A 24,324-nucleotide genomic window follows, 5' to 3' on the forward strand; every position below is an offset into this window, starting at 1 on the left:
CACTGCACTCGCCGCGAATAATTAGGGTAACTTACTTTGCTGGAAAATTGCGGTAAGGTGCGCCGAAGAGCACCCTACTTTACCACAATCAATCTGGCAATCAGGAGAATTGAGAACCGTGCCTGAAGTAAAAAAAGTCGATCGACTTAATCAGGAAGACAAACCTCAGGAGCGCACAAACCGGGGAAATCCAAAGTTGTGACTTCCAGCGTATCCAACTCAACTCTGCGAATTACATGATTGTTCGTATCAGCAACAAACAAGTGAGGCCCGATGGCACTCAACCCTGAAGGTTCAAAAAATCGAGCCTTGAGGCCTTTAGCGTCAACCAAACCTGCTGTACCCTCTCCAATCATTGTTCTGCACGTACCGCCCCGGTGGTCGATCCGCTTAATTTTGTGATTGTAAGTATCAGCCACCCAGAGGTAATTTTGAGCGTATTCAACACCCAAACAGTGCTGCAACCTTACCTCATCACCGCGACCATCTTTATCCCCAAAACCAAACAATTCACCGCTACCGCAAACAGTGCGAACCTTCGGGTCTTCATCTATACCCACAGCACGAATCGAACTAATTTCGCTGTCGGCAACAAACAACTCCGATCGATCCGTAGCGAGGCCGCTGGGCTGAGAAAAAGCAGATTCTGCAAGATTCCCGTCCACACAGGATTCTCGGCCAATACCCGCATAAGTGCCGATCGTGCCAGTGTCTAACTGCATTTCCCAAATTTGGTGGGAACCCGCCATTGCAATAAAAAGTCTATTTCCAACTCTTTCTAAATCCCAAGGCGAATTCAATTGCGTTTCTAAACCCTTGCCGCTGCGGGGTGAAATTTCGTGACTTTGTTCGCCGGTACCAGCAACAGTTTCTACCCGTTGAGTCGTAAAATCAATCTTTCTGAGAGCATGATTTTCCGTATCAGCAACATATAGAATTTGACTTTCTGCATCAAAAGCCATACCTTGAGGTGCAAAAAACTCAGCCTCTTCAAAGTCCCCATCAGTTAAACCCGGTTGGCCACTACCGATGACGTGCAGCACCTCACCTTCGAGGGTGCTGACAACAATCCTATTGTGTCCTGAATCGGCAATAAATAAGCAAGAACCGACTAAGTTTTGTATAACTGAATTAGCAGGTCCGGGCAATACAGTTTCATCTACAGATTCATTTCCCTGACTCATTTCGCCCAAAAGCGCGCCCTGTTGGTGAAGCTGTTTTGCCTCCGTTGCAGCGATCGCAAATGCCAGCACTTTACCGGGAAAAGCCAGCGGTGTTGATACCGGTTTGCGCTGTTTTTCTAAGCTAAAAGTGAGTTGTTTAAATTTGAGTGCATTTTTATCTTTGTATTCAGCAATTAACTTGCCAACTAACTCGTCAAGTGCTTCTCTATTGCCTTCACCGGAAACAAACCCAACGACATAACTTTCAGGATCGATCACCATTAAAGTCGGCCAAGCCCGAACCGCGTAGCTTTGCCAAACTTTCATGCCGCTGTCTACGATTACGGGATGTTCGATATCGTAGCGGAGGATAGCTTGGCGGATGTTTTCTACTTCTTTTTCGTTTTCAAATTTAGCCGAGTGAACGCCGATAACCGTGAGGGAATCTTTATATTTTTGTTCGAGGTATTTTAAGTCTGGGAGGACGTGCAAGCAGTTGATGCAGCAGTACGTCCAGAAGTCGAGGAGGACGACCCGGCCTTTTAGAGATTCAATGGATAAAGGTTTGTCGGTGTTTAACCAGGGGTAGTTTCCGGGGAATTCTGGTGCTCTGACGCGAGGCATGGCATCTCCTGGGTAGGATGTGAATGATTTTTTTACTTCTTTAATTTAGCGGGAAGTTTGGCAGGATGGGGAAAGGGGAGGTTAAACGAGGGCTTGTGGTACAGGTCGGAGTGCCTGTACCACAAGAGGGGGAGGCCAAGGGTGCGATCGGGCCTCACTGTCCTTGTTGCGTATAAATACTCAAAAAATTCCTCTGTAATTAACATCTAAAAATCTTAGCCAAGATGCTTGACATCCCTGGCGGGTCAGTTTAAGCTATATCTAGGAATCTTAGCCAAGGTTTTTAGGAACCAGCCAATGTCTAAAATTATCTACGATGTCATCCAACGTTTTGAGGTAGAAGACGGCGTACCCCGGCTGATTTCGACCAATATTCAATTGATTGAAGGTGGCGAAGATTTGATATCTTTGGCTATTAGTTTCCTAAAGGAACTTGGTTTTTACGAAAAGTTTGAGGAGAAGCGAACCTCTCAATATATAGGATACAGAGTTAAGAAGCTATGGAAAGCGGATAAACGTTATCAAGTTGTTTTTCAAGAGCGAAAGGATAGTTTGTTTATTTCTATTCCTCAAGATATCTTAGACGAACATATACTCAGCTTCAAGTATTGGACAGGGGAAGGAGTAACACCTGAACTTGTTACAGCAGGAGCAGTCTGGGTTTTACCCAGTAAAAAAGAGCTTTTTTTAAATTCAATTGATCCGCAATTTACTACCCTAATAGAAGGGGAAACAAGGGGAAGTTTTTATATAAATGAAATTCCCAAAGAATACCACCTAATAAACTCTCATGTACGACGACTAGGAGAACGCAACGTTTATGTAAGGGCTCACTTTAGAAAAAATGAAAAATTTCCCCTTGAAACCTTAAGTAATAGGGACAGCTACGTCATACTCAGCGAAGATAAACTTTTTCCCTACGCATGGCAGGTTTCTATCAGTTCAAGTGAAGTTCTAGAAGAGTTCCTGGGTCACTTTGCAAAAATTCTCTTGGAGGGACAATAATGTCTGTCAAAGCCAAAAGACTGGTCAACCCTTACGAACAAAGAATGCTTGAGTTTCTTGACACCTGCGTAGACAACAACTATAAAATCCATACACAGGTTAGCTTGTCCCAAATTTGCGAACAAGTCAGCAACCTTGACTGGGAACTCAAAAAGTTTTTATTTAGCCCCAGTGCTGTGGATGCTCTAATAACAGACTTAAACTACAATCCTTGCCTAGTAGTAGAGTTTCAGTCTCAGTACCACGATAGCCCAGAAGCGAAAGAGCGCGATCGCAAAAAAGCTACTTTACTTGACTTTGCCAAAGTTCCCTTAATTTACTCGCGGGTGAAAAATTGTGGTTTGTTATATCTATCCTCTCAAGATGAGGAAGTAGTTTACAATTTATACACGGGACAAAACAGGGAAAATGCCCAAGCGCTAATCAGGCAGTATTGCAGGGAATCAGTCGCGCCTCAAGTTCAGCTTATAGCTTGGTAACAGACTTTATGCGACTCTTGATTCTGTCCAAATCTACGGGGCGATTGGAAATCGCGACTACACAAACAAAACCCGCCTGGGCGGGTTTTCAAGAGGCCGCGCAGGCCGACTTCGTTCGTCTAGCCGCTGTTTAAACCGCCGTTTTTTCTCCTAACAGCAACCGCCGCCGTTATAATGCCAAGTAGAATCCGTAATTAACACCTTATCCGGCATTAATCCGCCCAAATTCCCAGCAGTTTTATCGCACACCGCCGCCGGCACGCCCCGCTGCAAAACGTGACCCGCCCCGTCATCAAACAGCTCTTCAGACCCCGCATAAATCGCAGTCTTGCCAGTAAAAATGCAAGCTCCATCATCCGGTACAGGCACTTTGAAAGACACCGAATCCAGGCTTTCTAACAGCAAATCCGCCTCTAACTGATAATTGTGTTTGTCCAGCAGTCGGTAAGGACGGCGCGCCCGAACTTCGACTTGCCCAAAACCTACATCTACAAGGTGTTGAACGTATTCTTCGTATGTCAGAGCACCCGACAAACACAGGGCGCGCAAGCGTTGGTCTTCTTTCAAATGCTGCGGAATTGGCCGAGTTGCGATCGGATCGCTCATCAACAATCTGCCACCCGGTTTTAACACCCGATAAGTCTCTTTTAATGCTTTAGCTAAATCTGCTGGTTCAAAGATATTAAACAAGCAGTTTTGAGCGACAACATCTACAGAAGCATCCGGCACTGGCAACGCAAAAGCATCGCCTTCACGAATTTCTACAAAACTCGGATCAAACCAATCATTTTCTTGGGCCGCAATTTGCAAGTTTCGTGCAGCCGCATCTCGCATTGCTGGAACCGGATCGACGGCAATAACCGCTCCTTTGTGTCTAGAAAAATATGCAAATTGTAGTGCTTCCAAGCCGCCGCCGACGCCGACATAAAGCACGAAGGGATTGCCGACAAGTTCGGCGGCGTGAACGGTTGTGCCGCAGCCGTAATTCATTTCTTGCATTTGTTCGGGAATTTTTAATCCTGGCAATTGCAATGGACTGCTTTGGACGCAGCAAAGTCCGATTTGGGGTGTTTCGGCAACATCACTGTAGAATTTGGCTGCTGTTTCGAGGTAGGTCATTTTTTAGTGTCCTTTAATTTTTAACCGTAGATGGAGCACGGGCGGGACCCCCATGCCACGAAGAAGCCCAGAAAGATTTTGTTAGGTGGCAAATTCGACTTTTTGTTCGGATTTGGGCGGATTTTCGGGTTCGGAAACACTTGTTTTGGGATCTGCTAATTCGGTGGTTGGCTGGCTAGGAGTTTCAGCGGCAACTGGTGGCGTTGGCGGTACAAGATTGGGAGACTCTTCTGGTATCGCGGGAGCGACTACTTTTGGTACTGGAGCTTTTCCTGTTATTTCTGGCAGGGTTGGCGGATATGAAGGATTAGCAGGTTGGGGTTCTTCAGGCAAGAAGTTGCGGAACCGATTGTAGTATCCTTTATATTCCTGTTTTTTTGTTTGGGGAGATGCTGTTGGGGTCGGTTCTATTATTTTAACGGGTGCAACAACTTTGGGGGTTTCTAACTGTGGAGTTGCTGTCGGTGTCGGTTCTATTACTTGAACTGGTTCTACAATTTTCGGCGCTTCAAGTTGGGGGGTTGCTGTCGGTGTCGGTTCTATTGCTTGAATTGGTTCTACAATTTTTGGCGGTTCGAGTTGGGGGGTTGCTGTCGGTGTCGGTTCTATTACTTGAATGGGAACAACTTCGGGAGCGACTGTTGGCTCTAAGCTCGGTTGAGTAACAGGGGTTTCTGGAACCGCTGGTGAGGGTGGGACAACTGGTGTTTTGTCTAATGCAGGTGTCGGTGTCGGTTCGGGGCTTGGAGTTGGTTTGGGTTCGGGGGCTTGGTAGGTGCGATCGACTATACCGCGAGCTTCTGCTGCTGTTAGTTCGCGCCGCACTAATTTTGAAAGAGTATCTTGACCGAGCGGTTGGTAATTTATCAGTCGGGCTGTATTATTAAAGGCGTTTTTGACAATTTTTCCTCCTTCGTCAATTAATTCTAGCTGTACCCAGTTTTTCCCTGGTTTGAATCCTTTAAGATATATAGGTTGCCACTGGTCGATCGCAAAGCTTTCGCCGTTCACTGTGGCTCGAATTTTCCAATCGAGTATTTCATCTTGGGAATTTTCTTGCGCCACTTCGTGCGGGAAGGCATTTGTCAAGTAAAAGTCGAGCAGGATGGGTTCTGCCCCGTAGCTGCCTTGGGGACTGTTGTACGTTAATAGGGGCAATGTTTGATCGGGATTATTGTCCTCTGTTTTGGTAAAAACGTGAAAGGTGGTTTGAGCAGCGGCACCTTCGTTTTTAAAGCTTTCTTCCCAAGGGCGAGCGGCGAACACCTGCAGGGTATGGGTTCCGGGTTCTAAGTCGGAGAACCTTAAAGGTTGGTTGATGTCGTAAACGGCTGCATAAGGTTGGTTGTCTAATAAAACTTGCAGATGGGGGCCCAAACCCAAGTTTGCATCTTTGAAAATGGGCAAGTCCTTCACTTGGAACTCAACAGACACATTTATATCCTGAAGCACTTCGTCAGGTTTTGGATTCAAAATACTAATTTGAGGCTGGTAGATTTCTAGAGCCTGACGCAGTTGTTGAATGGCTTCTGGGGGAGAAACCTCTGAGATTCTGTTTACTGGGGCGGTAGCTGAGCCGCTCTTGTTCCCTGATTTGGGCAATTCGGGATGGCCCGCGCCACAACTTGCTAAACCCAAAATTAATATTGCTGCTGCGAACAATGCCAGCAGCCTGCCCGCAACCGTTCTGTGCCAATTGATCCCAATCACGCAACCATACTCCTAGAAGCCTTCTCATAGGGAACTATAGCCCAAAAATGAATTTAGTATGGGGGAATTGCCGCTCAGGAATTCCAAAGCCGCGTAGGAACCCGGATTGAGGCGGCAGGGGGCAACCCATCCTCTCCCACTCTTAATTCCTGCAGCCTTTTTCCAAAACATATATGTACAAATGAGTATTGCTAAATTACTTGATCTTTGAGTTTTGTAAAGTTAATGGCAGTACCCCTTGACTTTTTCGAGGGACTGTGGGATTTAAAGGCGTTATTACATCAAGAATAGAGGCTTTTTTAAGTATTGTTAACAAGCGATTAATACTCCTCTAGCAAGCTTATAATTCATAAAACTCCCTCAAAAGGAGCAGCCGTATCAAGTCTGGATCAAGGACGAGATCGGCAGCTCATCTGGCGAGAAGAGTTGGCAGTACCCAGGGACATTGTTAGCGACACTGGGAAACTGGCTTCTTCAAAGAAGCAAAATGCTTGGGTAGACGATGCACCTGCGTCTAACTCTGCAAAGAGTGAAGTGCATTGCAGTGTCGGCTCTCCCGAGAATCCCCCGCCTAATCAAGCGCGGGGAGTGTCAGGTACAGTATTCAGTTCTCGTTCCTTGTCTTACCGAGAGGAGAGTCTTCATGACCATTAGTCCTCCAGAGCGAGAGGTAAAAGCTAGGGTAGTAGTCGATAAGAATCCGGTTCCAACTTCTTTCGAGAAGTGGTCAAAACCAGGTCATTTCGATCGCACTCTAGCTAAGGGGCCAAAAACCACCACTTGGATTTGGAACCTCCACGCTAACGCTCACGACTTTGACAGTCATACAAGTGACTTAGAAGACGTTTCGCGCAAAATCTTTAGCGCTCACTTCGGCCACTTGGCAGTAATCTTCGTGTGGATCAGTGGCGCATATTTCCACGGCGCTAAATTTTCCAATTACGAAGCTTGGCTGACAAATCCTACAGCCATCAAGCCCAGCGCTCAAGTGGTCTGGCCGATTTTTGGTCAAGAAATTTTAAATGCAGATGTAGGCGGCGGCTTTCACGGAATTCAGATCACCTCTGGTCTATTCCAGTGGTGGCGCGCCAACGGCATCACTAACTCATACCAGCTATATTGCACTGCAATCGGCGCCCTGGTAATGGCAGCTCTGATGCTATTTGCCGGTTGGTTCCACTATCACGTCCGCGCTCCGAAACTGGAATGGTTCCAGAACGTGGAATCGATGATGAACCACCACTTGGCTGTGTTGTTGGGCTGCGGCTGCTTGGGCTACGCGGGACAGCAAATTCACGTGTCGCTGCCAATCAACGCTTGCATGGACGCGATCGATGCAGGTTCACCGCTGACAGTCGGCGGCAAGCTGATCAAAACAGTTGCCGACATCCCCCTGCCGCACGAGTGGATTTTGACACCGGGCTTGATGGCTGACATCTACCCGAGTTTCGCTAAAGGTTTAACCCCCTTCTTCACCCTCAACTGGGGCGCATACACAGACTTCCTGACCTTCAAAGGCGGTCTGAACCCGACCACAGGCGGTTTGTGGCTGACTGATACAACACACCACCACTTAGCTTTGGCAGTGCTGTTCATCGTTGCTGGTCATATGTACCGCACGAACTGGGGCATCGGCCACAGCATGAAAGAAATCCTAGAGAACCACAAAGGCCCCTTCACTGGTGAAGGTCACAAAGGTCTCTACGAAATCCTGACTACTTCTTGGCACGCGCAACTGGCGATTAACTTGGCACTGATGGGCTCTCTGAGCATCATCGTGGCTCACCACATGTACGCGATGCCTCCGTATCCGTACATCGCGACCGACTACCCGACTCAGTTGTCCATCTTCACCCACCACATGTGGATCGGCGGATTCCTGATCGTTGGAGGAGCCGCTCACGGAGCAATCTTCATGGTGCGGGACTACGAACCGAGCGGCAACGTCAACAACCTGCTCGATCGCGTGATCCGTCATAGAGATGCGATCATTTCCCACCTGAACTGGGTTTGTATATTCTTGGGCTTCCACAGCTTCGGTTTGTACGTTCACAACGACACGATGCGCGCTTTCGGTCGTCCTCAAGATTTGTTCTCGGATACCGGGATTCAGTTGCGTCCGATTTTTGCCCAGTGGGTACAAAACATCCACGCCTTGGCTCCGGGTACAACAGCGCCTAATGCTACGGAAATCGTTAGCCACGCTTTTGGCGGCGGTGCAGTAGTAGTCGCCGGCAAAGTAGCGATGATGCCGATCGAGCTGGGTACGGCGGATTTCATGATCCACCACATCCACGCTTTCACAATTCACGTTACAGTCCTGATTCTCTTGAAGGGCGTGTTGTTTGCACGCAGTTCTCGCTTGATTCCCGACAAAGGCAACTTGGGCTTCCGGTTCCCTTGCGACGGCCCAGGCCGTGGCGGCACCTGCCAAGTTTCGGGTTGGGATCATGTGTTCCTAGGCTTATTCTGGATGTACAACAGCATCTCGATCGTGATTTTCCACTTTAGCTGGAAAATGCAGTCGGACGTGTGGGGAACAGTATCGCCAGACGGCACAATTTCTCACATTACCGGCGGCAACTTCGCACAAAGTTCGATCACGATTAACGGCTGGCTGCGGGACTTCCTTTGGGCGCAAGCTTCTCAGGTGATTCAGTCCTACGGTTCGGCACTGTCGGCATACGGTCTGATGTTCCTAGCTGGACACTTCGTCTTCGCCTTCAGCTTGATGTTCCTGTTTAGTGGCCGTGGCTACTGGCAAGAACTGATTGAGTCGATTGTTTGGGCTCACAACAAGCTCAAGGTAGCTCCGTCGATTCAGCCTCGCGCTCTGAGCATTATTCAGGGTCGGGCTGTGGGTGTAGCTCACTACCTCCTAGGAGGAATTGTCACTACGTGGGCATTTTTCCTAGCGCGAATCATTTCGGTAGGGTAAACTACCCCTAGGTTTTGGATTCTCGATTTGGGAGGAATCTCAAATCGAGAATCCAAACTCCGAACCGAATCCCTTCAATTTTGTTCAGGATTCAGGATTAATCAAGGCTTATGGCAACGAAATTTCCAAAATTTAGCCAAGACCTTGCCCAAGACCCGACCACACGGCGGATCTGGTACGGGATTGCCACAGCACACGACTTTGAAAGCCACGATGGCATGACGGAAGAAAATCTTTACCAAAAGATTTTTGCTTCTCACTTCGGCCACATAGCAATCATTTTCTTGTGGACTTCGGGCAGCCTGTTCCACGTAGCATGGCAAGGTAACTTTGAACAGTGGATTAAAGACCCCCTAAACGTCCGCCCGATCGCTCACGCGATTTGGGACCCGCAATTCGGCGCTCCTGCAGTAGAAGCTTTCACTCAAGGGGGCGCTTCTAACCCAGTGGACATCTCTTACTCCGGTGTCTACCATTGGTGGTTCACTCAAGGGATTCGGACAAACGCTGACCTGTATCAAGGAGCTATCTTCTTGCTACTACTGGCGGCTGTCTTCCTGTTCGCAGGTTGGTTGCACCTCCAGCCCAAGTACCGCCCCAGCTTGTCTTGGTTTAAAAATGCTGAATCTCGCCTCAACCACCACTTGGCTGGTTTGTTCGGTGTCAGCTCTTTGGCTTGGACTGGTCACATGGTTCACGTTGCTATCCCCGAATCTCGCGGACAGCACGTAGGTTGGGAAAACTTCTTGTCTACCCCGCCTCACCCGGCAGGTTTGGCTCCGTTCTTCACTGGTAACTGGAGCGTATACGCCGAGAACCCAGATGCACCGAACCATGTCTTCGGTACTTCCGAAGGCGCTGGAACCGCAATTCTGACTTTCTTGGGTGGCTTCCACCCTCAAACAGAATCCCTGTGGCTGACAGACATCGCTCACCACCACTTGGCGATCGCAGTTCTGTTTATCGTTGCCGGTCATATGTACCGGACTAACTTCGGTATCGGTCACAGCATCAAAGAGATGTTGGATTCTAAGGCTGGTTTGGTCGGCGGCAAGAGTGAAGGGCAGTTCAACTTGCCTCACCAAGGCTTGTACGAAACCTACAACAACTCGCTGCACTTCCAACTGGGAATTCACCTCGCTGCTTTGGGCGTGATCACCTCCCTGGTAGCACAGCATATGTACGCGATGCCTCCCTACGCTTTCATGGCGAAGGACTTCACGACTCAGGCTGCGCTTTATACGCACCACCAGTACATTGCTGGATTCATCATGGTCGGCGCTTTCGCCCACGGAGCTATCTTCTTGGTGCGGGACTACGATCCTGAAGCAAATAAAGGTAACGTGCTCGATCGCGTGTTGCAGCACAAAGAAGCGATTATCTCTCACTTGAGCTGGGTGTCGCTGTTCTTGGGCTTCCACACTCTGGGCCTGTACGTTCACAATGACGTGGTAGTTGCTTTTGGTACTCCTGAAAAGCAAATCTTGATTGAACCAGTGTTCGCACAGTTCATCCAAGCTGCTCACGGAAAAGCTCTCTACGGCATGGACGTGCTGTTGTCTAACCCTGACAGCCTTGCTTCTACCGCTTGGCCGAACTATGCTAACGTGTGGCTCCCAGGCTGGTTAGACGGGATTAACAGCGGTACTAATTCTCTGTTCTTGGCGATCGGACCTGGCGATTTCTTGGTTCACCACGCGATCGCACTAGGCTTGCACACCACCACCTTGATCTTGGTCAAGGGAGCTCTCGACGCTCGCGGTACTAAGCTGATGCCGGACAAGAAAGACTTCGGTTATGCTTTCCCTTGCGACGGCCCCGGCCGTGGCGGTACTTGCGATGTCGCTGCGTTTGACTCTTTCTTCCTGGCTATGTTCTGGATGCTGAACACCCTGGGTTGGGTAACGTTCTACTGGCACTGGAAGCACCTGGGCATCTGGCAAGGTAATGTGGCTCAGTTCAATGAGTCTTCTACCTACCTGATGGGCTGGTTCCGCGATTACCTCTGGCTGTATTCCGCTCAGTTGATCAACGGTTACAACCCGTATGGTACTAACAACTTGTCTGTCTGGTCTTGGATGTTCTTATTCGGACACCTTGTTTGGGCAACTGGTTTCATGTTCCTGATCTCTTGGAGAGGTTACTGGCAAGAGTTGATCGAGACTTTGGTTTGGGCTCACGAGCGCACTCCTTTGGCTAACTTGGTTCGCTGGAAAGACAAGCCTGTTGCTTTGTCCATCCTCCAAGGTCGTGTTGTGGGTCTGGCTCACTTTACTGTGGGATACATCCTCACTTACGCCGCCTTTGTAATTGCCTCGACGGCCGGGAAATTCGGGTAACTCTGAACTCTGGTTTCTAGGTAATTAACTAAAATCCCCCGCCTTCTAGCGGGGGATTTTTTTGTATAGCAGAAGGAAGAAGGAAGAAGGAAGAAGGAAGAAGGAAGAAAGAAAATGCAGCCACGGTAATAGCTTCAGCGATCAAGAATGTCCTAACCGTCTTGGCGATTGCTATATTTGGGTTAATCGAAAGGAGATACTCAAAGGGATTGCAACATACTATGATTGACCAAAGACAACTTCCCGATTCAAAGAAAGTTAAGAAAACAGTCGCATGAGTGCGGGAAAGCAACCGAATGCTTGAAGCTTGGACTCTAACACTAGATGTACGGATGGCGATGGTAGAAGCTGATATTCGCAATAATCCGATTAATGTTCATCAGGGAGAAAATGCGAAGCGCTTGGCTGAGTCTGTTAAGCAGGAATAAAAGTGCGATTTTATGAAACCTGTTCTGAATAAAGGGCAACTGACAACATGGAAAGACGATCGGGGGTTTGGCTTCATTAAACCCGATGATGGCAGTAAAAAAGTTTTCTTGCATATCAGTGCGCTGAAGGGAGCAAGTCGCCACCCAAAAGTCGGAGATACGATTTTGTACGAGCGAGTTGCTGAAACAGACGGGAAAGTACGTGCCACTAGGGCATCAATTCAAGGTGTTGCACCTAGACATGAGCCAACAAAGCAGAAACTAAAGAAACCCGGTCTACTCAAAACAGTTGCTAGTATTGGGATTCTGGCTGTCATTGTGCTTGTTACCATGCAGTTGAGTCGCAGTCGTTCTCTCTCTTCAATTACATCGATCGCAAAACCAGGATGTACTATCAAAGGCAACATCTCGATCAATACAGGCAATAAGGTTTATCACCTTCCAGGCATGGAAGATTACGAATCAACAGTTATCGATCAAGCTAGCGGAGAGAGATGGTTTTGCACAGAGTCCGAGGCGAGCGCCAATGGTTGGCGTAAAGCACCGAGGTAGCCCCAGCATGGCAACAACGGCGCTGCACCAGAACGGATTGCCCAGTGAATAAGCAAGAAGTCGATATCCCCCTTGTTGCGATGGTGGATTTATTCGATCCCCAAATTGACTAGGCAACTCTACTTTGAAAGCAAAAGAAAGAAAATTGAGGTGATACGCAAGCAATCTTCTGAAGCGGAGATTATTGATGTGACATCCAAAGCCGATCAACCTTGGGTAAAGTTTAGTCGCTTTTAGCCGTAAAGATGATAATGTTGACCTTGTTTTCTTCAGCTTCAAATCTCCCCATTCATCTGCATCTGATGCACCTTATCTGCCAACTCTTGCAGGCGCTTTTCGTCCAACTCGTCAATCGCTAGCATCCCGACATAAATGATTTCCTTCAGCGTTAGTCGGGTTGCTAGCGCCTTCTTCTGCACAAGTTCCTTAATTATGGGGCTCACCCCGATGGCGGTACTGGCTCTAGTCATCCAATTTTAGATTTTAGATTTTAGATTTTAGATTGATCCCACAGATGAATCCGAGGCCCCGAACCAAATTGCTTGATTTTCACAAAGGTAACGGGAGATTAATAACTTGGATTAAATCTTAGCACTTTTAACCTCAGCTTTTAGCTACGACGAAACCTGTTTAAGCGCGTCTTGACACGACGTAACGCAACGGCTTATAGTGGAAATGTGGAAAAGCCGATCGCCTACTCCTCAATAATCTCCACCAAGTCCTCAATCATCACATCAAATGCCCGCGCTAACTTATACAGGGCGGTAAAGTCAACCATTGATATTTCTGAACGACGAGCATAGCTGGTTATGGTGCTGTAGATCACGCCTGATCGCTCAGCCACCTCCTTAAATGTCCAGCCCCTCTCAGCCGCTAGCTCTCGCACTTTAACTCTGACTAAACCCATGCTTGACAAATAATGCAGTTGCGTTTTAAGATAATTGCATCTGAAAAAGCGATCGCCCCCGGCGTAGAAAACTCAAGGCCGATCGACTATTCCTCCAAAACCTCAACCAAATCCTCAATCATCACATCAAAAGTGCGAGCTAACTTCCGCAGGCAAGTAAAGTCAACCATTGCCATTTCAGGACGACGAGCATAGCTTCTGACAGTGCTATAAATTACCCCGGAACGATCGGATACTTCCTTAAGCGTCCAGCCCTTCTCCGCCGCTAGTTCCCGAATTTTTAGCCTGACTAAACCCATGCTTGACAGTTGATGCAATTCTAAGGTTGACTCACCATGATATCAGAAAATCAGTCAAAATCGTGGTCGATCGGCTTATTCCTCCAAAACCTCAACCAAGTCCTCAATCATCACATCAAAAGTCCGAGCTAATTTTAGCAGCAAAGTAAAGTCAACCGTTGTCAGCCCTGGACAGCGAGCATAATGCTTGACCGTGTTGTATACCACCCCAGAACGTTCTGAAACTTCCTTGAATGTCCAGCCTTTCTCTGCTGCTAGTTCTCTGACTTTAATTCTTACTAAACCCATGGTTGACAATGGGTGCTATAACACCTTACAATAAATTTATCTAAAAAGCCGATCGCCCCCCGGTCTGGACAACTAAAGGGCGATCGTTTTCAAAACTTAAATAGACAGTTACTAGCTGTCTGACTTACTATGATAGCATCATCCCAGCTAAAATCAAGCACTTTCGCTTGCTCCAAAATAATTCACAAATCTCCCATCCTGCATCCGCTGGCAAGATTTGTCACAGAAGAAACAGTTGCACTGCTGTTCAATATCGCAGCAGACGAGATTTACCGCATTGAATGCTGTCGCTACATGGTTTACGTGCACGCCAAAGGCCTCAGCCGCTTTGTCAGCTACGCCGATTTTCCCCCTATTTTAGAAGTACAGCCGATCGCACCTCAAGATTTTGGCAGATGGTACAAACGCTGGAAAAGCAAGCAAGCACCAGCATTTTGGACTAAATTCTACACCTACAAGTTCAAAAAAGCTGTTTCAGTTGACAGATTGCTGGAGTGGGGCCAATTGGTAGCTACTGTTAAATCGGTCATTTCTGGGGCGGCGCTGCAACAGCTACGAGATGTTTATGCTCAAGAAAAAGATTTGATGGAGAAATTTTAAAGTGCGATCGACTTAATCCTACTTGAACTTTCAATTAAATTTTAAAACACCTCATCTTCGATTCCCAGCCACCATTCCCCCAGATTCATTAAATCTTTGTGAATGTCCGTAAGTTCTGTCATATACTCTTCAGCAGAAATCTCCGATCGCCTTTCTTGCAATTTTTTCAGCCGCAGTTGTACCAACAGCCAAGGTTTGGAAATCCCGTCAGTTGCTTGGATATATTTGGCTAAATCTTTGCTGTCCATAGTTATTGGTTATTTGTTATTCGTTAGATCATTTCCGGTTTTATCTGACTGATTAAACCGCAAAGAACGCAGAAAACGCACATAAATCAGACGAAAAGAAGAGAGAGAGATGAATAATTACGATGCCAACTGGCTTAATTTTATAAAACTCTTGAAAGGGCTAAAAAAAACTCTGATTTTTCCCACTGGGTTTAACCGACTTGAGCTTTGAGCCAGGAGTTTAAACCCCTGGCGGACTAACGGACTGGCGGAATGTTCAGCTAAGATGCCTCCCGCAAACATCCTTTACCTATAATCGGAAGTCTGAATATTCTTCAACTTCGCAGCATATTTCATGCCGTATTCCGGGCGACAGAAGCGATCGATTTGAGACTCAAAGAAAGCTCGATTTGCCTTCAAATGCTTTGGATTTGGGTCATCTAAAGGATACAAAAGAGCAGTCCGCAAAGCTTGAATCACCGCCGAAGTAACGCAGTACATCGATCGCTGAAAAGTCACCCCAATTTGATTGAGAATATCATCTTCGCCGCGACAGCGCTGTTTGTAGAAATCCATCAAATAAGGCGGCAGGAAATGCAGCATATCTTGTGCTAGCAAAGTTGGCGGAATGCCCGCCGTACCTACCGGGAATTTGTCGGCATAAAGCACTCCGTAGTGGAAGTCTTTTTGATCGTCAGGAACTTCCTTAGCTTGAGCGTTGTAAGATTTGGTTCCTCGGAACGGCGAAGTGCGATAAAATACAGCTTCCACGTAAGGTAACGCTGCTTCATAAAGCCAAGTGAAACCTTTAGATTTGGGGATGATTTCGTAGGTTTCGCCGTCGATTTGAACGTGGTGGTAAATCGGACGACCGGCGATCGCAAATATGCCATTTACGAGGAACTCCATCGCCTGCGGGACTGTCGTAATTTTCCCTTCGTCGTACAAGTCGGAAACCTCAAAAAACACCGGCGCCATGACTTCCCAGAATAAACCGAGATTGCTGTAATAAGACATTTGGCGGCACTGTTCTAAAAACATTTCTGGAAATGCTTTGTGAAGTGCCAGCATGAACGGGTTTTTTTTGAAGTAAGCTTTAATTGCCCGATCGGCATTAGCCTTATATTCGTCACTGTCCAAATAAGGATCGAATTGATTGGTCGGCACGTACAAGCCCCGGTGCCAAAGCATTGACCTCATGCACTCTTCGGCAAATTCCATGTTAATGCGATCGTGCCACAAATGGTGAAACAGCCGCGGCATTTTACCAGTTTCACCCTTCTGCATGAACTCCAAAAGTTCCGGGTGAACACTTCCAGTCCCGCGCCAAATTCGCAAATCTGCACCGTCGCCTGCATAGTGATTTTGCAAGTCTAAATACTCCTGGGGCAAGAAGTATTTAAAGAAAGGAAGTGGGTGTAAAAATACCCGTTCGGCGATGTAAAGTAAATCCCGCCAGTAGAAATCCATCGGCACTGCGTAAGCTTTCCAGATAGCGATGATTTGCATCAGATTTTCCGGCGTATCTGGAATCATCGCGCCGCCAGCTTCCAGCCTGTGAATTACTTCGGCAAATTGGTGTTTGGAAGGAGGTAGTTTAGTTGCTGGTTTATTAGGGGTTTGTACCATTGTTTCTTCCTTTGATTGACTGAATCTAAATATTTTGAATTATTGCAAAAAGCTGCGATTCTTTAACTGGTTCCCAGGATATTCCTGGGAACCGATATCCAGGTCCGCGAGCCGTAAAATTGGAGGCAGAGCCTCCGGAGCTGCGTTACCAGGCTCTGCCTGGTAACGAGTAGATTGTTAGTCTGCAGAGGCGGACTTCGTTTGTGTAGACGCGATTTCCATATCCGAGTGTTCTAGGGGATAGCTAATAGCAACTTGGGTATTTCTGTCCGTCGGCAGAGTAGCAACGATCGCATTTGTAGTTGATTCGCTCCACTTGAGCAGCCAAGCAGGTTGAATCCCCAACACAAAAATGATGCCCGCCAAAACCAGCGCCGGCATATTTTCACCAAACGTAACTGGAGGGTAGTAAGCCGTGGCATTGTCCAACTTGCCAAAACAGGTGCGGTTGAGCAGAATTACAAAGTAAACTGCTGTTAACCCCGAGGCTAAAATGCACAGTAAAGTTGGAATTGGAAATGCTGAAAAACTACCTTGAAAGACTAAAAATTCAGCAATAAAACCCACCAAACCCGGAATACCGGCGCTTGCCATGCCGCCCAAAACTAACAGGGAACTGGCAGTGGGTAAACCCCGCATCGGGTTCATCAAACCGTTGAGCACGTCCAAATCCCGCGTGCCAACTTTGGTTTCGATGATGCCTACCAAATAAAACAGCAAAGCTAAAATTAATCCGTGGCTTACCATTTGCCCGACAGCACCGATTAATGCCAGCTTCGTACCCGCCGCGCAGGCAACGAGGATGTAGCCCATATGTCCGATCGAACTATAGGCTACCATGCGCTTGATATCTTTTTGGGCGATCGCGCTCAAAGCACCGTACATCACGCTCACAGTCCCGATAATCGCTAAAGCGGGGGCTATAATCGACCAAGTTTCGGGAAACATCTGCAAGCCAAACCGCACTAAACCGTAAGTTCCCAACTTCGCCAGAATCCCTCCCAGCAAAATTGCTGTTGCTGGCGAAGCTTCGACGTAAGCATCAGGCAGCCACGTATGCAGCGGCACTAAAGGAATTTTAATTCCCAACCCAATTAGTACAATTGTTAGCAGGATCAATTGCGTGTTCAAGGGCAATTCTTGAGTGGTAATCGCAGTGTAATCGAAATTTAAAGACCCACTCAGCCAAGCCACACCCAAAAATGCTGCCAGCACTAAAAGTCCCGAAACTGCCGTGTAGATCAAAAACTTCATGGCAGCGTATTCCCGCTGCTTTCCGCCCCAAATCGCAATCAACAGGTAAAAAGGAATTAATTCTACTTCGTAAAACAGTACAAACAGCAGCAAATTTTGAGACATCAAAGCTCCGGCAATACCAGCATTGATTAGCAAAATCAAAGCGTAGTAAAGCTGGGGGCGCTCCATCTTTTCGCCCGTGCCGTAAATGACTAATAGCGTCAGCAAAGCACTTAAAACCAGCAGCGGCAAGGACAAACCGTCAATGCCCAAGTTGTAGCTCAAACCTAATTGTGGAATCCAAGGCAAATATTCTTGAAATTGCAGTCCCGAATTGGCTGGATCGAATTGAGTCAGCAGCCAGATATTCAAAATGAAAATAGCTGCCGCAAAAGCCGAGGCTATTGAACGCAGACGCATCCCATTGATATTTCCCGGCAGGAACCCGACTACCGCAGCGCCCAACGCGGGCAACCAGAGCAAGGCACTAAGCATAATGTGTGAAGTGAAGAGTGAAGAGTGAACAATCTATTTTGCAGCCTCTTGTCTTTGATAATTTGAGAGTTTAGATGTTAAACTTTTTCCCAATTATCAATCCCAAATTTCCTCACGACTCAGAAAGAATAGTGACTGTTCCCGTGTCTAAATCGTAATAGCCACCAACAACTTTCAGTTTATTCTCCTCAATTAACTTAGAGATAACTGGAGATGCTTTCAACTTGTTAGCTTGGAGCACAACATTGGCTTTTGAAGCATTTTCTAGCTTGTCGCCTGTTTGGTTTTTCGAGCTTTCTACAGCAGGCTTAATCGCGTCGAGCAAACTGCCAATCTGGCCGGGAACTTGAGCTCCTTTGATGGTTGCGTCTACCGCACCGCAACGTTTATGCCCGATTACCACAAGCACTTTTGCTCCCAATACCAGCGTGCCAAATTCCAGGCTGCCAATTTCTTCGGGAGTAGCAACATTTCCGGCTACGCGACAGACAAATAAATCTCCCAATCCTTGATCGAAGATAATTTCCGAAGGAAAGCGGGAATCTGCACAGCCGAGAATAGCAGCAAAGGGTTTTTGAGTTTTGGCAACTTCGGTGAGGCGCCCAAAGTCTTGGTTGGGACTTTGGCGTTTTTTGTCAACAAACCGCTTGTTGCCGTCCATTAACTTTTGCAAAGCTGCATCGGGAGTCGAGTCATTTTGAGCAATTGCCGGTTCGGGTGCAGCCAAATCAGCGCCTGCTCGTGCTGCGAGTATTCCTGTACCAATGGCTCCGGCGACAAATTTGAGGGAATTGCGGCGGGAAAGATTGAATTGTCTGTTGTTTGAGTTCATTTATTTTGCCTTATTTGAAAGAGTTGGAAATCTTTGTGCCAGACTTCATGTTTTTAAGATTTTAGATTAAAACTGTCACCTAAAATCTTAAATTTTATATAGTTTTACCCGCCCACAATCAGCGACAGGCGAGCTAGCAAAGGCCAGCTTACCAGCAGTCCCAAAAGTGCTACTCCGAACAGAATTGTCAGGGCGTAAAACTGAGTTTGACCCGTAACGTTGTATTTGAGGCTCTGCCCGCCGAAAACCGTTGCAAAACCGATTAAGTTCACGAATCCGTCAACAATATTGCGATCGACCCAGGAGATGATTTGCGAAACCAAACCAACTGCAAATATCACTGTCACGCGGTAAAGTTTGGCAGTGTAAAAGTCGTAGGCAAAAAAGTCTTGCAGGGCTTGAGAACCGATTCGCACCGGTTTTTCCCATTTCTCGTTCAGGTAAACAAATGCTCCTGCACCGATGCCGATCGCGGTTGACAAAACTAGCAGTCCAGTGGCGGTATAATTCAAACTTGCCCCAGGCAAGACCTGCCACGTCGCCAGCAAGTGCGGAACGTGCAAAGTAAAGCCCATTAAAACAGTCATGGGCAAGATAAAAGGCCAGTGAACTTCCGGCGAACGTTCGGTCATTTGCTTTGGTTTGCCGCCGAAAACTAAACCGAAGACGCGCACCAAGCCAAAAGCAGTGACGCCGTTTACAAACAGCACTATTCCTAACAAGAAAGGGTGAGTTTGCCAAAGCCCGGATGTGAAGTCTTCTAAAGCCCAGAAACAGCCGAAGGGCGGCAGTCCCACCAATCCAGCGCTACCGACAATAAACGATATCGCTGATATTGGCCGCTTTCCCCACAAACCGCCGAGAGCTCGGACATCCTGAGTGATGCTGTTCCAAACTACCGAACCGATGCTCATCACCAGCAAACCCATTGCGAAGGTGTAGGCAAATATCAATGTCAGGGCTGTCTGGGCTTGTCCGGTACCGACGGCGATAAATACTAAGCCCATGTAAGAGCTGACTATATAGGAAAGCGTGCGCTTGATGTCGATTTGGGCGATCGCAATTAATGAAGCACCCACCGCTGTCGCAGCACCCACAGCAATAGTTGTCTTCAGTCCGATCGGCGACAAAGCAATCACTGGCTGCAACTTAATCAAAATCCAAGCACCAGTTTCCACAACTACGGTGTTCCGCAAAATCGTCGCCGGCAGCGGGCCTTCCATCGCCTCATCTAGCCACAGGTGCAAGGGAAACTGAGCACACTTACCCATCGGGCCGGCAATCAAAGCTAAAGTCAGCAGTGTCGCTACAGTGGGGTCAAGCTTTGCAGTCTGGGCCCAAACAGCCAACTCGTCAAAATTCCAAGTTCCAGCCAGCGGCAGAATGGCGACTACTCCCATCAGCAGAAATAAATCTCCCACCCGCTTTGTTAAGAAAGCGTCGCGGGCTCCTGTCACCACCAAAGACTGATTGAACCACAGCCCGACTAGCAGGTAAGTACCCAAAGTCAGAACTTCCAAAATCATGTAGCTGAAGAACAGGGAATTGCACAGTACCAAGCCACACATCCCGGCTTCAAACAGCCCCATCAGAGAAAAGAACCGAGCCCAGCCCCAGTCCATTTCCATGTAACCGAAAGCATAAACCTGCGCCAGCAAGTTCAGTCCGGTAATCAAAACAGTCGCCCCGACGGTGACAGCAGAGATTTCAACGGGAATGGTTAAGTCTAAACCTGCTACATTCAGCCAAGGAATAAACTGGTGTTGCGCCGGTTGGTTCCAGATAGCTGTCAGGGCTATGACGGCGTGTAAGAAAGCGAACAAGGTTAATATGGCGTTCACGTAACCGGATGGTCTTGGCCCCGTGCGGCGGGTAACTGCTGGAAACCACAGCATCGACAGAACTCCGCCGATGAGTGGATAGCAAGGTATAAACCAAACCGTCTGGAGTAAGATTTGAGCCATTGGCATTACCTGTAAAGGTTACAAAAATTTAAAATTATGAGAATAATTCCGATCGCGCTGACGACAGCACTGAAAAGCCACAAGGCAGAAGTAAAGAAAATTTGGCGGTTTGCCTCTGAGTTGGTTCCCGTCGTCAAACCGAGCGCTTCAGAATCGACTTATTAATTTTATATTAAGTATTGCGTTAAATTTTCATATTTCGGATTCAGCATATTTATCTGTACCGATAAACTCTACTTATAGGTATATATAGGGGGGATTGCGTACAAAGGAATATTTGTCGATCGCAAGTGCGATCGAACAATGATTTATTGCTCTAAAAAAATATTAAAGCCGATTAAAACCGCTCAATGTCCCAAGCGGATTCGGGCAGTTTGGCTTGGCGCTGTCCCATCGCCCGCGACCTAACATTCAAAAGACCGATCGGCGTATTAAACAAATCTACCAGATCGGCTCGGGCGATCGCACTTTTGGCAGCAGCAACCGGAAATTCCTTGAACAGCCACCTAGCCAGCCGGTAAAAATATTCCCCTGTTGTGAATTCTCGCATCAAATCGACACCGTGGAGTTCGTGCAAATATTTATTAGATTCGCCGTACCGATACCATTGACTTTGCAACTGTTTTATGGTTGAACGGTGGCGGTGTCGGACGATCGCCTTTTCGGCAAAATACATTTTATAGGATGTTTCCCGCAAAATCCGCCAACACAAGTCAGCATCGCCGCCACTGGTGAGGTAAGGGCGAAATAATCCTATTTGTTGTAAAACTAGCCTCCTTACAGCTAAGTTGGCGGTTTGACCGTAGGGACAAAAAGGGTGAGCGAGAGTATGTTTTTGAGATAAAGTATTTTGGCGATCGGCGTGTTGTTCTAAGATAGTTTTACCGGGCAATGCGAGTATTTCCCCGCAGATAATTCCTATTTCTAAGTCAACAAAGGGCTTAACTAAATTTTCCAGCCAGTCAGATTCCGGGCGACAGTCTGCATCGGTAAATGCAATGATTTCGCCTGTGGATGCGCGAATTCCTTGATTGCGGGCGGCGTAGGAACTTTGAATCTGATTTTCGGTGAGGGGGCGAATGGTTATTTGATTGAAATTGCTTCCTCCCCTTACCAAAGGGGGGACTGAGGGGGGGTTAGAGGCTGCTGTTTGGAGGATGGTTGAAGTGCGATCGCGACTTTTGTTGTCTACTAAGAGATATTCTACTCTGTGTGGCGGATAAGTTTGCGATCGCAGGCACTCGATCAACTCCGGCAAATCCATCTCGCCGTTGTAAACAGGCACAACTACCGAAACTTGAGGTAAAAACCCGTCACTGTTCATTAGCCCTCTATGCAGCTTTTTGAGTCAATTAGGAGTAAAGTTATTATTACTAACAAGTTTTATGGCAACTTAACTTATCGAATAATTTCTACTTCTGTGCCTTTCTCCACAAACTGATACAACTCCTCAACATCCTTATTTTCCAGCGAAACGCATCCCAAAGTCCAGTTCGATCGAGATTTTATAATATTATCCGAATTAGGAGGAACGCCGTGAATCCCGACTTCGCTGCCTACACTGTCGCCCCACCTAATTGTACCATCTTGCTTAGCTTTTATATGTTTGCGCCAAGATTGTTTGGTTGGATAATCCAGCCACATAAACTTTGACCAACTTTCGTGAGGGTACATATCTTTAATACTAAAAACACCTTCCGGCGTCCGCAAATCTCCTGCTTTTAATTTATCACCTGTGGGATTGCCACCAAATACTACAGGATAAGATTTTACAGGCTTTTTGCTATCGTATACAGTCAGCCTGTATTTTGATTTTTGAACCAGGATGGAAATTCTGTTTTTATCTAACTTATCTGGTTCGCCTAAAATTTGTATTAGCGGCTTGTCGTAGTTTAATAAATTCTCGGGCGGGAATTGGGTATGCAAAATATTTAAATCATCAGCCGGACAGTTATTTAAGCAGAAAACGTCTAAAATGTAGGGAATTGGAACAGCATAACCGAGCCTAACGAGGTTCCAGTAAAAAACTGAGCTAGCAGCCAGCAAGAGAAGGCTTGTAGATGAAACAATTTTTCCAAAATTGCCCCTGATTTTATTGATTTCCATTGCATTAACTAGGGATATTATAGATTGTTCAGCGGTTGAAACTGCTACTTACTACAGAAACGAAGTCCCTCTCTAAGAGACTAAGAAATGTGGCTCAGCCCAAAGCGTGTTGCTTTAGCTTTAAACAGGCAAGATGCCTGTTCCACAACTGCATTCAGTTCTTGTGGAACAGGCATCTTGCCTGTTTCTTTCCAATAGTAGAAAATATCTCTTACATCCCCTGTGCAATCCGTCACCCAATCCGTTCTCAACTGTTCCCCGTCAACATCAAAATCATTAACACTAACACCCCGTTAGTTAAATAAAAGATTCCCACAACCTGAGTTTCCAACCAGCCGCACAGTTCTAGATGATGGTGGAGCGGAGCCATTCTTAACAGACGCTTGCCGATTCCATCAGGCCCTTTTGTAGCTTTGTAATAACCTACTTGAGCAATTACTGACAGCGTTTCAATAAAGAAAATCCCGCTGATAATTAATAATATCCAAAGGCTATTTGTTAATAAAGCTACCGCACCCAACGCACCGCCCAAAGCTAAAGCACCTGTATCGCCCATAAACACCTTGGCTGGATTGCGGTTGTGTGCTAAAAAACCGAGACAACTGCCGCTGGTGCAAGCGCAAAATATCATTAATTCGGGCGAAGTTGAGGCTACAGATGCGCCCAATCCCAAAAGTGCGATCGCGCCCAAACCGCCCATCAATCCGTCAACACCATCGGTAAGATTAGTAGCATTGCTTTCGGCAACTAGCACAAAACCAGCCAGCGGCCAGAACAGCAAACCTAATGGCAGTACCCAACCGAAAGGCAAAGCAACATTCGTAGAAATAGCTGGTTGATGAAACATCAGCCACAGACAAAATAGAGCAGCAAAACTTATTTGCAAAGCCAATTTCATCCGAGGGGAAATACCTTTGTTCGACTTACGTCGCAGAATTTGCCAGTCATCGATCCAGCCAATGAAACCGTAAGCTAAAGTTAAAGCCGATACGGCAACAACATCTGAGTTAAACTTAGACCAAAGTAAAGCGACTGCTACCCCCGCAGGTATAAAAAAGATGCCTCCCATTGTCGGCGTTCCCGCTTTTTTCAAATGGGCTTGGGGGCCGTCCTCGCGAATTATTTGTCCTGCTTTTAGTTGCTGGAGTACGGGCACAACTGCATAGCCCAACCCCGAAGCAACTAAAGCACAAACAACTAGCGGCATAAATAGCGATGCAGGTAAATTAAAAAATCTATCCGCTGCTAGATCTAAACCGATCGCTACAATGCCGAGCCCCAAACCCAGCAGCAGGAATAAATTCCTGCCTGTAAGTTTGAAAGGCATACTAAAAGGGACTTTCTCATCCAAAAAGTTATCCATAACACTCCTCACCACACACAA

The 24,324-nt window shown here is 47.0% G+C and carries 21 protein-coding genes and 1 pseudogene; 7 read left to right on the top strand and 15 right to left on the bottom strand.

The window, feature by feature from the left end; genetic code table 11:
• Positions 1-146: 146 nt before the first annotated feature.
• A complete protein-coding gene (locus tag D0A34_13940; GenBank protein UNU19827.1) occupies positions 147-1,787 on the bottom strand; it encodes a hypothetical protein in 1,641 nt (546 codons plus the stop codon).
• A 297-nt stretch (positions 1,788-2,084) separates the two neighbouring features.
• Here D0A34_13940 and D0A34_13945 point away from each other — a divergent pair, with 297 nt between their 5' ends.
• Positions 2,085-2,792, top strand: coding sequence for a hypothetical protein (locus D0A34_13945; GenBank protein UNU22292.1), 708 nt, complete (start codon positions 2,085-2,087; stop codon positions 2,790-2,792).
• Positions 2,792-3,271 carry a DUF2726 domain-containing protein gene (locus tag D0A34_13950; protein ID UNU19828.1) on the top strand — a complete coding sequence of 160 codons (480 nt, stop codon included), beginning with the start codon at positions 2,792-2,794 and terminating at the stop codon, positions 3,269-3,271. The genes D0A34_13945 and D0A34_13950 overlap by 1 nt, the downstream gene beginning before the upstream one ends.
• A 150-nt stretch (positions 3,272-3,421) precedes the next feature.
• Here D0A34_13950 and D0A34_13955 read toward each other — a convergent pair whose 3' ends face one another.
• Together D0A34_13955 and D0A34_13960 are read right to left on the bottom strand one after the other, a co-directional pair.
• Positions 3,422-4,390 carry a methyltransferase domain-containing protein gene (locus D0A34_13955; protein ID UNU19829.1) on the bottom strand — a complete coding sequence of 323 codons (969 nt, stop codon included), beginning with the start codon at positions 4,388-4,390 and terminating at the stop codon, positions 3,422-3,424.
• Between the two features lie 81 nt (positions 4,391-4,471).
• Positions 4,472-6,100 (bottom strand): hypothetical protein, encoded by a 1,629-nt coding sequence (locus D0A34_13960; GenBank protein UNU19830.1) that lies wholly within the window; start codon positions 6,098-6,100, stop codon positions 4,472-4,474.
• Between the two features lie 643 nt (positions 6,101-6,743).
• Here D0A34_13960 and psaA point away from each other — a divergent pair.
• The 4 genes and pseudogenes from psaA (at position 6,744) to D0A34_13980 (ending at position 12,357) form a co-directional block, all read left to right on the top strand.
• The gene (psaA, locus tag D0A34_13965) at positions 6,744-9,038 is read left to right on the top strand and encodes a photosystem I core protein PsaA (GenBank protein ID UNU19831.1); all 2,295 of its coding nucleotides are present in this window, start codon (positions 6,744-6,746) and stop codon (positions 9,036-9,038) included.
• Between the two features lie 110 nt (positions 9,039-9,148).
• Positions 9,149-11,377 (top strand): photosystem I core protein PsaB, encoded by a 2,229-nt coding sequence (psaB, locus tag D0A34_13970; GenBank protein ID UNU19832.1) that lies wholly within the window; start codon positions 9,149-9,151, stop codon positions 11,375-11,377.
• Positions 11,378-11,598: 221 nt separating this feature from the next.
• Positions 11,599-11,805: pseudogene (locus D0A34_13975) on the top strand (hypothetical protein).
• A 12-nt stretch (positions 11,806-11,817) separates the two neighbouring features.
• Entirely contained in the window at positions 11,818-12,357 is a 540-nt protein-coding gene (locus D0A34_13980) for a cold shock domain-containing protein (GenBank protein ID UNU19833.1), read from the top strand.
• Between the two features lie 275 nt (positions 12,358-12,632).
• Here D0A34_13980 and D0A34_13985 read toward each other — a convergent pair whose 3' ends face one another.
• The 4 genes from D0A34_13985 to D0A34_14000 all read right to left on the bottom strand — a co-directional run bounded on the left by D0A34_13985 (position 12,633) and on the right by D0A34_14000 (position 13,851).
• Entirely contained in the window at positions 12,633-12,827 is a 195-nt protein-coding gene (locus tag D0A34_13985; protein UNU19834.1) for a hypothetical protein, read from the bottom strand.
• Positions 12,828-13,051: 224 nt separating this feature from the next.
• Entirely contained in the window at positions 13,052-13,264 is a 213-nt protein-coding gene (locus D0A34_13990) for an XRE family transcriptional regulator (protein UNU19835.1), read from the bottom strand.
• Positions 13,265-13,350: 86 nt separating this feature from the next.
• Complete coding sequence (locus D0A34_13995; protein ID UNU19836.1) at positions 13,351-13,563, bottom strand: XRE family transcriptional regulator; 213 nt, start codon at positions 13,561-13,563, stop codon at positions 13,351-13,353.
• Between the two features lie 75 nt (positions 13,564-13,638).
• Positions 13,639-13,851 (bottom strand): XRE family transcriptional regulator, encoded by a 213-nt coding sequence (locus D0A34_14000; protein UNU19837.1) that lies wholly within the window; start codon positions 13,849-13,851, stop codon positions 13,639-13,641.
• A gap of 129 nt (positions 13,852-13,980) precedes the next feature.
• On the opposite strand from D0A34_14000, the gene D0A34_14005 reads away from it, so the two are divergent.
• Complete coding sequence (locus D0A34_14005) at positions 13,981-14,451, top strand: hypothetical protein (GenBank protein UNU19838.1); 471 nt, start codon at positions 13,981-13,983, stop codon at positions 14,449-14,451.
• 41 nt (positions 14,452-14,492) lie between these two features.
• Here the strand turns inward: D0A34_14005 and D0A34_14010 are convergent, their stop codons facing one another.
• The 8 genes from D0A34_14010 to D0A34_14045 all read right to left on the bottom strand — a co-directional run bounded on the left by D0A34_14010 (position 14,493) and on the right by D0A34_14045 (position 24,291).
• Positions 14,493-14,699 carry a hypothetical protein gene (locus tag D0A34_14010; GenBank protein UNU19839.1) on the bottom strand — a complete coding sequence of 69 codons (207 nt, stop codon included), beginning with the start codon at positions 14,697-14,699 and terminating at the stop codon, positions 14,493-14,495.
• Positions 14,700-14,984: 285 nt separating this feature from the next.
• The gene (locus D0A34_14015) at positions 14,985-16,307 is read right to left on the bottom strand and encodes a CO2 hydration protein (protein ID UNU19840.1); all 1,323 of its coding nucleotides are present in this window, start codon (positions 16,305-16,307) and stop codon (positions 14,985-14,987) included.
• Positions 16,308-16,484: 177 nt separating this feature from the next.
• On the bottom strand, positions 16,485-18,038 hold the full coding sequence (locus D0A34_14020; GenBank protein UNU19841.1) for an NADH-quinone oxidoreductase subunit M: 1,554 nt from the start codon (positions 18,036-18,038) through the stop codon (positions 16,485-16,487).
• Between the two features lie 112 nt (positions 18,039-18,150).
• On the bottom strand, positions 18,151-18,870 hold the full coding sequence (locus D0A34_14025) for a carbonic anhydrase (GenBank protein UNU19842.1): 720 nt from the start codon (positions 18,868-18,870) through the stop codon (positions 18,151-18,153).
• A gap of 104 nt (positions 18,871-18,974) precedes the next feature.
• Positions 18,975-20,834 (bottom strand): NAD(P)H-quinone oxidoreductase subunit F, encoded by a 1,860-nt coding sequence (locus D0A34_14030; protein UNU19843.1) that lies wholly within the window; start codon positions 20,832-20,834, stop codon positions 18,975-18,977.
• A 337-nt stretch (positions 20,835-21,171) separates the two neighbouring features.
• Positions 21,172-22,158 (bottom strand): glycosyltransferase, encoded by a 987-nt coding sequence (locus tag D0A34_14035; protein UNU19844.1) that lies wholly within the window; start codon positions 22,156-22,158, stop codon positions 21,172-21,174.
• Positions 22,159-22,232: 74 nt separating this feature from the next.
• Positions 22,233-22,940, bottom strand: coding sequence for a murein L,D-transpeptidase (locus tag D0A34_14040; GenBank protein ID UNU19845.1), 708 nt, complete (start codon positions 22,938-22,940; stop codon positions 22,233-22,235).
• A 247-nt stretch (positions 22,941-23,187) separates the two neighbouring features.
• Positions 23,188-24,291 carry a phospho-N-acetylmuramoyl-pentapeptide-transferase gene (locus D0A34_14045; GenBank protein UNU22293.1) on the bottom strand — a complete coding sequence of 368 codons (1,104 nt, stop codon included), beginning with the start codon at positions 24,289-24,291 and terminating at the stop codon, positions 23,188-23,190.
• Between the last annotated feature and the right edge of the window lie 33 nt (positions 24,292-24,324).

This window comes from Microcoleus vaginatus PCC 9802, from assembly GCA_022701275.1.
In the GTDB taxonomy this organism is placed as follows: Bacteria; Cyanobacteriota; Cyanobacteriia; order Cyanobacteriales; family Microcoleaceae; genus Microcoleus; species Microcoleus vaginatus_A.